Genomic DNA, 7967 nt, shown 5'->3' on the forward strand with positions numbered 1-7967 from the left:
GGTCGCGAGATCTTTAGGGGTCGCGAGATCTTTAGGGCGGTAGCTCAATTGGCAGAGCAGCGGTCTCCAAAACCGCAGGTTGCAGGTTCGATTCCTGTCCGCCCTGCGTGTCGGCGTTCATGCGCTGACAGTGCGCGTCAGCAATCGCTGGCACGAAAGCAAGTCACACAGGTGGGTACATGGTCCAGGAAGAGGCGAACGGCGATGTCGTCGCAGTGAGCGGCGTGCCCCGCGCGAAGAAGCTGAACTTCTTCCAGCGGGTCGCCCTCTTCATCCGCCAGGTCATCGCAGAGCTTCGCAAGGTCGTCACGCCGACCCGGCAGGAGCTGGTGAAGTTCACGGCGGTCGTCCTGGGCTTCGTCCTCGTGATGATGACGATCGTGTACGGTCTCGACTTGCTCTTCACTCAGGTGGTGCAGGTCGTTTTCGGCGTGCCGTCCTGAGCGGGCCGAGCCTGCTCACCCCGCGTGCCACCGCGCCGCGTGCCCCACACATGGAAGAGAACCAACGTGTCTGAAAAGTATCTCGACGACGCCGACTGGGCGACCGCTGCCGAGCAGTCCAGCGAAGACGATGAAGCTCAGGAGGGCGGCGTCCTTGCCGAGGAAGAGCTCGCCGCCGTTCCGGCCGAGCACATCGCCGTCCACCTCGTCGCGGACGACGGCGAGGGCGAGGGCGACACAGACGAAATGGACATCGACGATCCGGAGGCGGACGCCATCGTGAACGACGCACTCGAGATCGACGAGGCAGACGAGGTCGAAGCGGCCGCCGAAGTCCTCACGGAATCGCTCGCCGAGGAAGAAGCCGAGCGTGCAGCGCAGGCCGCCGCCGAGGTGCGCCCGTACGACGGACCCGACATCAACGGTGAACCCGACGCGCCCGCACTGGAGGACGGTGCGGATGCGGCTGACCAGGACCCGTACGAGGCTTTCCGCGCTGAGCTGCGCTCGCTTCCGGGAAAGTGGTACGTCATTCACTCGTACGCCGGCTTCGAGCGCAAGGTGAAGGCGAACATCGAGCAGCGCAAGAACACGCTCGAGGTCGAAGAGGACATCTACCAGATCGAGGTCCCCATGGAGGACGTCGTCGAGATCAAGAACGGTCAGCGCAAGATGGTCACGCGCGTCCGGATTCCCGGTTACGTCCTCGTGCGTATGGAGCTGAACGAAGACACGTGGTCGGTCGTGCGGCACACCCCCGGTGTCACCGGGTTCATCGGCAACGCGCACAACCCGATCCCGCTGCGGTTCGAAGAGGCCTTCAGCATGTTGAAGTCGCTCGTGCAGGTCACTGAGAGCGCACCCGCCAAGAGCGCCGGCGCGAAGGGCTCGGCCACGCAGTCGCGCAGCGTCATCACCGAGGTCGACTTCGAGGTCGGTGAGACGATCACGATCAAGGAAGGCTCGTTCGCGGGTCTGCCCGGAACCATCAGCGAGATCAAGCCCGAGAGTGGCAAGCTCACGGTCCTCGTCTCCCTCTTCGAGCGCGAGACGCCGGTCGAGCTCAGCTTCGAGCAGGTCACCAAGCAGTAGTGAGACTTCCCGGAGCTCAGGCACCGGGGGAACCGCGATCCGGAGATGCCGGACGTGCGGGAGAAGGGATGCCCACGGCATCCGTTCGAGGAAAGGAAAGAGAATGGCACCCAAGAAGAAGGTGACCGGCCTGATCAAGCTTCAGATCAACGCCGGTGCCGCAAACCCGGCGCCGCCGATCGGGCCCGCGCTCGGTCAGCACGGCGTCAACATCATGGAGTTCTGCAAGGCGTACAACGCCGCCACCGAGGCTCAGCGCGGCAACGTCATCCCCGTCGAGATCACCGTCTACGAGGACCGCAGCTTCACGTTCATCTTGAAGACCCCGCCGGCGGCGGAGCTCATCAAGAAGGCTGCCGGTGTGGCAAAGGGCTCGAAGACCCCGCACACCGTCAAGGTCGCGAAGCTCACGAAGGATCAGGTGCGCCAGATCGCGGAGACCAAGATGCCTGACCTGAACGCGAACGACATCGAGGCTGCCTCGCTGATCATCGCCGGCACCGCCCGTTCCATGGGCATCACGGTTGAGGGCTGAGGGAGACAACGATCATGGCTAAATCCAAGGTTTACGAGGCAGCCGCGGCGAAGATCGACCGCGACAAGTTCTACAACGCCACCGAGGCAGTGCATCTGGCGAAGGAGACCGGCTCGAAGAAGTTCGACTCCACCGTCGAGGTCGCCCTCAAGCTGGCGGTCGACCCGCGCAAGGCCGATCAGATGGTCCGTGGCACGGTCATCCTTCCCCACGGCACGGGTAAGACCGCCCGCGTCATCGTGTTCGCGACCGGTCCGGCGGCCGAGGCCGCCATCGCCGCCGGCGCCGACGAGGTCGGCGGCGCCGACCTGATCGAGAAGGTCGCCGCGGGGTGGGTCGACTTCGACGCAGCCGTCGCGACGCCCGAGCTCATGGGCCAGGTCGGTCGTCTCGGCAAGGTCCTGGGTCCCCGCAACCTCATGCCGAATCCCAAGACCGGCACCGTGACCCCCAACCCGGCGAAGGCTGTCGAGGACATCAAGGGCGGCAAGATCGCGTTCCGTGTCGACAAGCACGCCAACGTGCACTTCGTCGTCGGCAAGGCGTCGTTCACGGCCGATCAGCTCGAAGAGAACTTCACAGCCGCGATCGAGGAGATCGTCCGTCTGAAGCCTTCCAGCTCCAAGGGGCGCTACATCCAGAAGGGTGCTGTGTCGACCACGTTCGGTCCCGGCATTCCGCTCGACGTCAACACCCTCGTCTGACATCGCGCACCGCGCCGACGGCGAAGGACCTCACCTGAGTGTGGGGTCCTTCGCCGTCCGTGTCGCCGTCTGTGCGGCCGTCAGCGCGGCAGGACGAGGCTGACCGCCAGAGCGAGCATCACGACGGCGATCACCGCGTCGAGGACGCGCCAGGCGCGCGGTGTCGCAAGCACCCGCGCGAGGTAGCGCGCCCCGAGCGCGAGTGAGAAGAACCAGACGACGGATGCCGTCACCGCACCGATCGCGAACAGCCACCTCTCGTCGCCGTAGGTGGCCGCCACCGACCCGAGCAGGAACACCGTATCGAGATACACGTGTGGATTCAGCCAGGTCAACCCGAGGCACGTGACGATCACCGGCGCGAGGCGCGTCGCGGTGGTCGATCGGGAGAGCATCGGATGCGCCCCGCGCCCATGGGGACCGGCGTTGGGGTCGCTCTCGGCGGGAGCCAGGGCGAGCGCATCGCCGGACGGTCGCCATGCGCGACGTGCGGCGAGTATCGCGTACCCGCTGAGGAACAGGGCGCCGGCCCAGCGCACGACCTCGATCGCGCCGGGCGCGGCTTCGAGGATCGCGCCGAGTCCCGAGACGCCGACGGCGATGAGGAGGGCATCGGAGACGGCGCAGACCGTTGCGACGACGAGGACGTGTTCGCGGCGGATGCCCTGGCGCAGGACGAACAGGTTCTGCGCGCCGATCGCGACGATGAACGAGAGACCGAGTCCGAAGCCGGCGACGAGGGTGGGGAGCACCTCTCGACGTTACTGTGCGGCCGTCGTGGAGTCCAGCTCGTGTTCGATGCCGTCGAGGGGTCGCGTCGTCGCGTTGTCGCGATGCGAGGTCAGCCCTCGCCGATCGACAAGACGACCTTGCCGCGCGCGTGGCCCTGTTCGAGCTCCCGGTGGGCGGCAGCGGCATCCGCGAGGTCGAAGACGCGGTCGACGTACACGTGGATCGCCCCCGACTCCAGCAGGCGGCCGAGGGTGGCCAGCACGCCGCCGTCGGGCGTGACCTTGAAGGATGTCGCGCGCACACCCGCTTCGGCGGCGGCGGCGGCATAATCGGGCCAGCCACCCGTGGGCACCATCACGTACAGTCCGCCGGGCCGCAGCACGGTCAATGAACGCGTTCCCGTGTCGTCGTGCACGTTGCCGACCAGGTCGATGACGACGTCCACGTCGCCGACGACATCTTCGAAGCGCGTGCTCGCGTAGTCGATCACGACGTCGGCGCCGAGGTCACGCAGCCAGGTTTGATTCCCCGCAGAACCGGTCGTCGTGACGTGCGCGCCGAAGTACGCGGCGAGCTGGACGGCGAAGTGCCCCACCCCGCCCGACCCGGCGTGGATCAGGATCCGCTGTCCCTCGTGCGCGTGCGCTGTCTCGACGACCAGGCCCCACGCGGTGAGGGCGGCCAGCGGGACCCCGGCAGCCTCGACGTGCGAAAGCGACGCGGGCTTGCGCGCGACTGACAGAGCGGGCACGACGGCATAGTCCGCGTAGGTCCCCCCGGATCGCGGAAAGGCGACCATCCCGAACACCTCGGTGCCGACGGGAAACGGGTGCGCCTCGTATGGCGCCGCGACGACGACGCCGCTGAAGTCGAATCCGAGCGTGCTGGGGAAGGCGGAGATCGCGCCGCTGACCCCTGCCCCGCTCCGGGTCTTCACATCGATCGGGTTGACACCGGCCGCCACGATCCGCACCAGAAGCTCGCTGATCACCGGACGCGGAAGCGGCAGGGTGACCTCGTGCAGGACATCGGCGTCTCCTATGGCGTCGAAGACGATGGCTCGCATGTGCCCAGGGAGGTCTGGGGCGACGAGGGACGTCGCCTCCTCAGGGGACGTCAGGCGTAGCGGCCGGAACCTCATCCTCGCTCCTTCCGCGTGCGCGTCGACGTCGGCTGCACTGTGCTTTGGTGTGAGCACAAGTCAAGCGCGTGATTGTCTCGCCGGTGTTACGAAGGTGCTACCGGGGGGAGAAGGATCTGGCGTCGGCTCGGCCGGCACCTGTCATTGGGCGGGGCGGGTGCCCGTCGCCAGGGCGTGAAGAAGCTCCGACAGGCGGTGGATGTCGTCGATGCCCCATGCGGCGATGGACTCCTCGAGGCCGCGCTCGTTGGGCACCCGCGCTGCCGCGAGGCGTTCCAGGCCTTCGGGCGTGGCGGAGAGCAGGCTCGAGCGTCCATCTCGAGGATCGGGTGTCCGGGCGATGAGGCCGAGGTCTTCGAGCTCGCGCACGGTCCGGCTGATCTGTCCTTTGTCCATCATCATCAGCTCTGCGAGAGCGGAGGACGTCACCGAGTCCTGCCGGACGATCGTCGTGAACAGCTTGTATGCGCCGGGGAGCATGTCAGGACTGATCCGGTGGGCGGCCTCGGCGATGAGCCGCCGGAACTGGCCGATCAGCTCGCTGAGCGTGGATTCCAGGGCCCGCACCGCATCGGCGCGAGCCCCGGCTTCGTCAGTCATCCGTCTCGCGCTCCGGTGCGACGGTGCGCACCGTCCCGGTTGCCGTAAGCGTTGCCATGGCCTCCGGCACCGACACGGTGGCGAGGTCCGCCTCGCCCGCCCGCATACGCTCGGCGGTGGTCATTCTCGTCAGCGGCTGGTTGGGGAGGAAGACGATCGCGATGAGTGAGATCACGGCGAACGGCACACCGATCAGGAAGGAGTGCGAGATGCCGTTGGCGTAGATGTCCTCGAACACGATGCGCAATGCCGGGGGCATCGCCGAGACCTGCGGAAGGGTGCCGGACTGCAACTGCTCTGCCCATTTCTGCGCGTCGGCGCCGAGGCTGGTCAGCGCCGCGGTGATGGCGTCTTTGCGCTCGGAGACGAGAGCGATGACGCGGGCTGCCAGGGCGGCACCCATGACAGAGACGCCGACCGTTCCGCCGAGGCTTCGGAAGAAGGTGACGCCGGAGCTTGCGACACCGATCTCTTCCGGACGGCTGGTGTTCTGGACCACGAGCACGAGATTCTGCATCGTCATCCCGACGCCCGCGCCGAGGAGGAACATGTAGATCGAGACCAGGACGAAGTTCGTGTCGTAGTGGAGCGTCGACAGCATCGTGGAGCCTGCGATCAGCAGCACAGAGCCGACGATGAGATACGGCTTCCAGTGACCGAACTTGGTGATGAGGGCGCCGACGCCGATCGACGACAGCAGCAGTCCGCCGATCATCGGGATCGTCATGAGACCGGCCTCGGTCGGCGTCGCGCCCCGCGCGAGCTGCATGTACTGACTGAGGAACACGGTTGCTCCGAACATCGCGATGCCGGTGGAGATCGACGCGATGACCGACAGCGTGAAGGTGCGGTTGCGGAACAGCGTCAGCGGGATGAGCGGCTCCTTCGAGCGCAGTTCGACGACGACGAAGAGCACCGCAGCCAGCACCGCGCCGCCGACCATGAGCACCGACAACAGGCTCCACCAGTCGTTGTTGGCGAGGTCGGACCAGTCGCCCTGCGTCGCCGTGCCGGCATTGGTGACCCAGATCAGCAGGAGTGCGACGGACGCCGACAGCAGGACGATGCCCAAATAGTCGATCGTGGTCTTCTTCTCGGGGCGGGGCGGGACATCCAGCGTCATCTGCACAAGGATCAGCGCGACCACTGCGAACGGCAGCGCGACGAAGAAGTTCCAGCGCCATCCCCAGGCGTCGGTGATGACGCCGCCGAGGAGCGGCCCGCCGATCGTCGAGACGGCCATCACGGCGCCGAACAACCCCATGTAGCGGCCGCGCTCACGCGGGCTGATGATGTCGGCCATCAGCACCTGGCTGAGTGCTGCCAGTCCGCCGGCTCCGATGCCCTGTACGGCGCGGAACGCGATCATCATCTCGGTGCTCTGTGAGAACCCCGCGGCAGCGGTCGCGAGCACGAAGATGACCATCGCGATCTGGAAGAGCAGCTTGCGGTTGGTGAGGTCGGCGAGCTTCCCCCAGATCGGCGTCGAGATCGCCGTCGTGAGGAGGGTCGCGGTGATGACCCACGTGAAGGCAGTCTGGTTGCCGTTGAGGTCGTGGACGATCACCGGCAGTGACGTCGAGACGACCGTCGAGGCGAGCATCGACACGAACATGCCGAGCAGAAGTCCCGAGAGCGCCTCGAGCACCCGGCGGTGGCTCATGCGCGGCTCTTCGAGCGCTGCAGAGGATGAAGACATAGAGGTCCCTTTGTGAGGAAGGTGGAGGTGCGCGACGACACGCGAGAACGTTGAGATGACTCAACCGTTGAGATTCGTCAACTATATGCCTGTCGTTGATATGTGTCAACTATTGGCGGATCGGGGTGGAGATCTCGCGCGGTCGCGCTGTCAGTCGCTGAGCGCGAGGGCGCGGTAGGGCTCGCGCGCGTGGCGGGGCGCTGTGCTCAGCGACGTCCCGCGCGGCGGCACTGCGCGGTGGGTCGTCCGCCGGTACAACTCGTCGATCAATTCGGTCGCCAATCCGACGAGCGTCCTGATCTCGCGATCGTCGCGATCCACCCAGGCGCAGCGTGGCTCGTCGGCGACCGGGACGAACCCGTCGTGCTCCTCCCACACGACCAGTGTGCGTTCTGCGCCGAGGACGTGTTGCTGCCACCAGACCTGGCGGAGGTAGGTGCGGGGAATCGAGCGCCAGGTCTTGTTCGTGGTCTTGATCTCGGCGAGGGTCACGCGTCCGCCGGCATCCTGGACGATGCCGTCCGGAGTCGCGAGGTGACGCTTCTCGACCACCGCGTGGAAGAGAGCGGATGAGGGCTGAATGCCGTGGGTCGCCGCAACCCAGGCGGCGATCGCGGGTTCGCGACGCCGACCGTGGTCGGTGTAGGCATTGCCGGAGAACCCCGACCCGGCGAGCTTCGCGTCGGCGGCGCGCGCAATCGCGCGATCGCTCGTCAGCGCGGCGACATCGGTCGCGGTGATTCCGCGGGAGCGCGCCCGCATCCACGCCACGCGGTCGCGTGAGTCGGCGACGATGCGCGCGGCCAGGTCGGGAGTCACGCTCTCGAGGCTAAACCGGTCTCCGACGCCTCGCACCTCCGACGCGCCGCCCCCCGATCCTTCGCGCGCTCCCCGTCTGTCGCGCGCTTCCCCGTCTCTCGCGCGCTCGTCGTCCCCGAGTGCGCTGGATGCGCGCGACCGCGCTGGGCGCGGACGGGACCCAACCGGCGCACCCGGTGCGAACCGGCGCACCCGGTGCGGA

9 protein-coding genes and 1 tRNA gene are annotated in these 7967 nt (G+C 66.9%); 5 read left to right on the forward strand and 5 right to left on the reverse strand.

Annotated features, from left to right (window positions below; genetic code table 11):
* Window positions 1-33: 33 nt before the first annotated feature.
* From QZV81_RS05445 to rplA, 5 genes are all read left to right on the forward strand, one after another.
* Window positions 34-106, forward strand: a tRNA-Trp gene (locus QZV81_RS05445).
* A 73-nt stretch (window positions 107-179) separates the two neighbouring features.
* A complete protein-coding gene (secE, locus tag QZV81_RS05450; RefSeq protein WP_292833945.1) occupies window positions 180-443 on the forward strand; it encodes a preprotein translocase subunit SecE in 264 nt (87 codons plus the stop codon).
* Between the two features lie 66 nt (window positions 444-509).
* The gene (gene nusG / locus QZV81_RS05455) at window positions 510-1535 is read left to right on the forward strand and encodes a transcription termination/antitermination protein NusG (RefSeq protein ID WP_292833948.1); all 1026 of its coding nucleotides are present in this window, start codon (window positions 510-512) and stop codon (window positions 1533-1535) included.
* 103 nt (window positions 1536-1638) lie between these two features.
* Window positions 1639-2070, forward strand: a complete 432-nt coding sequence (rplK, locus tag QZV81_RS05460) for a 50S ribosomal protein L11 (RefSeq protein WP_292833950.1) — start codon at window positions 1639-1641, stop codon at window positions 2068-2070.
* Window positions 2071-2084: 14 nt separating this feature from the next.
* Window positions 2085-2774: a 50S ribosomal protein L1 gene (rplA, locus tag QZV81_RS05465; RefSeq protein WP_292833953.1), complete on the forward strand. Its 690-nt coding sequence runs from the start codon at window positions 2085-2087 to the stop codon at window positions 2772-2774.
* 80 nt (window positions 2775-2854) lie between these two features.
* Here the strand turns inward: rplA and lysE are convergent, their stop codons facing one another.
* The 5 genes from lysE to QZV81_RS05490 all read right to left on the reverse strand — a co-directional run bounded on the left by lysE (window position 2855) and on the right by QZV81_RS05490 (window position 7765).
* Window positions 2855-3526: an L-lysine exporter gene (gene lysE, locus QZV81_RS05470; protein ID WP_292833956.1), complete on the reverse strand. Its 672-nt coding sequence runs from the start codon at window positions 3524-3526 to the stop codon at window positions 2855-2857.
* Between the two features lie 89 nt (window positions 3527-3615).
* Window positions 3616-4647 (reverse strand): NADP-dependent oxidoreductase, encoded by a 1032-nt coding sequence (locus QZV81_RS05475; protein WP_292833959.1) that lies wholly within the window; start codon window positions 4645-4647, stop codon window positions 3616-3618.
* A gap of 141 nt (window positions 4648-4788) precedes the next feature.
* On the reverse strand, window positions 4789-5247 hold the full coding sequence (locus QZV81_RS05480) for a MarR family transcriptional regulator (protein WP_292833962.1): 459 nt from the start codon (window positions 5245-5247) through the stop codon (window positions 4789-4791).
* Complete coding sequence (locus QZV81_RS05485) at window positions 5240-6946, reverse strand: MDR family MFS transporter (RefSeq protein ID WP_292833965.1); 1707 nt, start codon at window positions 6944-6946, stop codon at window positions 5240-5242. The genes QZV81_RS05480 and QZV81_RS05485 overlap by 8 nt, the downstream gene beginning before the upstream one ends.
* A gap of 150 nt (window positions 6947-7096) precedes the next feature.
* Window positions 7097-7765 (reverse strand): YqaJ viral recombinase family protein, encoded by a 669-nt coding sequence (locus tag QZV81_RS05490; protein ID WP_292833968.1) that lies wholly within the window; start codon window positions 7763-7765, stop codon window positions 7097-7099.
* Window positions 7766-7967 lie beyond the last annotated feature (202 nt).

This window comes from Microbacterium sp., from assembly GCF_011620665.1.
In the GTDB taxonomy this organism is placed as follows: Bacteria; Actinomycetota; Actinomycetes; order Actinomycetales; family Microbacteriaceae; genus Microbacterium.

Bases quoted from the DNA above. Each gene is read 5' to 3' on its own strand.
- secE (WP_292833945.1), top strand. From the start codon at position 180: ATGGTCCAGGAAGAGGCGAACGGCGATGTCGTCGCAGTGAGCGGCGTG.
- rplK (WP_292833950.1), top strand. From the start codon at position 1,639: ATGGCACCCAAGAAGAAGGTGACCGGCCTGATCAAGCTTCAGATCAAC.
- rplA (WP_292833953.1), top strand. From the start codon at position 2,085: ATGGCTAAATCCAAGGTTTACGAGGCAGCCGCGGCGAAGATCGACCGC.
- QZV81_RS05475 (WP_292833959.1), bottom strand. From the start codon at position 4,647: ATGAGGTTCCGGCCGCTACGCCTGACGTCCCCTGAGGAGGCGACGTCC.
- QZV81_RS05480 (WP_292833962.1), bottom strand. From the start codon at position 5,247: ATGACTGACGAAGCCGGGGCTCGCGCCGATGCGGTGCGGGCCCTGGAA.
- QZV81_RS05485 (WP_292833965.1), bottom strand. From the start codon at position 6,946: ATGTCTTCATCCTCTGCAGCGCTCGAAGAGCCGCGCATGAGCCACCGC.